Genomic DNA, 1325 nt, shown 5'->3' with positions numbered 1-1325 from the left:
GCGAGGCCCGAAACGTGCCAGGACTCGCCCCAGACGCGGGCTGTCCGCTGGACCCGCGCGGTGCGGGCGGCGCGGATGTTGTTGAATTCCTTGATCGCTCCGTCCCACGCGTCCGGGTTGACGCCGTCCGCGGTGAAGACGGTACCGCTGCTGGCGTCCTGCAGCACGGCGGCGTCCTCGAGCGCCTGGCAGGCGCCCTGGGCCAGGTACTGGAGCATCGGATGCGCCGCGTCGCCCATCAGGACCATCCGGCCGGCGACCCAGTTCTCGATCGGGTCGCGGTCGTACATCGGCCAACGGATGCCGGTGGCAAGGTTCTTGAGCGCCTCTTGCACGGCCGGGACACAGTCCTTGTAGGCTGCCTCGAGCTCGTCCACGCCGCCGTACTGCTCCTCGCCACGTTCGAAGGACGGCGACTTGAACACGGCCACAGTGTTCAGCAGTTCGCCCTTCCGCAGCGGGTACTGGACCAGGTGGCAGTTCGGGCCGAGGTAGACGATGACGTCCTCCAGGTCGGCCTTGGGGGTGTTCTCGGTGATCGGCACCGTGCCGCGGTAGGCGACATACGCCGACGGGACCGGCTCATCACTGGCCACGAGCGGACGCAGCGTGGACTTGAGCCCGTCGGCGCCGATCACGACGTCGGCCTCGTAGTCGACGCCGGCGGCGGTGTGGGCCACGCCGCGGCCGTTGACGGTCTCAACGCTCTCGACCATGACGTCGTTCACCAGTTTGACGCCGGCCGCCTCGCAGCCCTCGAGCAGGACCCGGTGCAGGTCGCTGCGGTGGATCACGACGTAGGGTGCGCCGTAGCGTGCGGCGAACTCGCCGCCGAGGGTCTGGCGGGTCAGTTCCTCGCCGGTGACGGCGTCGCGGAAGACCAGGTGCTTGGGCTGGACGCCGATTTCGAGGGCCTTTTCCAGCAGGCCCCAGCGCTGCAGGACGCGGGAGGCGTTTGGTGCCATCTGCAGGCCCGCGCCGACTTCGCCGAATTCGGGGGCGCGCTCCACCAGGGTGACGTTGGCGCCGTTTTCACGCAGCGCGAGGGCCCCGGCCAGTCCGGCCATTCCCCCTCCGATGACCAGGACATCGGTGGACGTGGCGTGCTCAGACATTGCTTGCTCCTTGAGAAATTGAGAGGTTGGATTTGAGCTTGAGGCTCACCGCGACCAGCAGGACCGCCGCGATGGCGGCCGCGCCGGCAAAGGCGAAGAAATTGGAGTTGACGCCCAGCCCCGCGGCGAGCAGGAGGCCACCGATCTGCGGCGCGGCGACGGCGCCGATCCGGCCCGTCCCCAGCGCCCAGCCCAGCGCGGTCCCGCGCA

General features: G+C 69.4%; 1 protein-coding gene and 1 pseudogene. Both read right to left on the bottom strand.

Features of this window, described 5'->3' with window-relative positions; translation table 11 throughout:
- The coding region (locus AB4Y86_RS19025) for an FAD-dependent oxidoreductase (protein WP_441403684.1) at window positions 1-1115 on the bottom strand (1115 nt) is incomplete at its 3' end.
- Window positions 1108-1325, bottom strand: a pseudogene (locus tag AB4Y86_RS19020) (MFS transporter); the annotation flags it as partial. The pseudogene AB4Y86_RS19020 and the gene AB4Y86_RS19025, both read right to left, overlap by 8 nt.

Source organism: Arthrobacter sp. 2YAF22_2 (assembly GCF_052114645.1).
Classification (GTDB): domain Bacteria; phylum Actinomycetota; class Actinomycetes; order Actinomycetales; family Micrococcaceae; genus Arthrobacter.
This window is presented reverse-complemented; position numbering and strand designations above follow the sequence as displayed.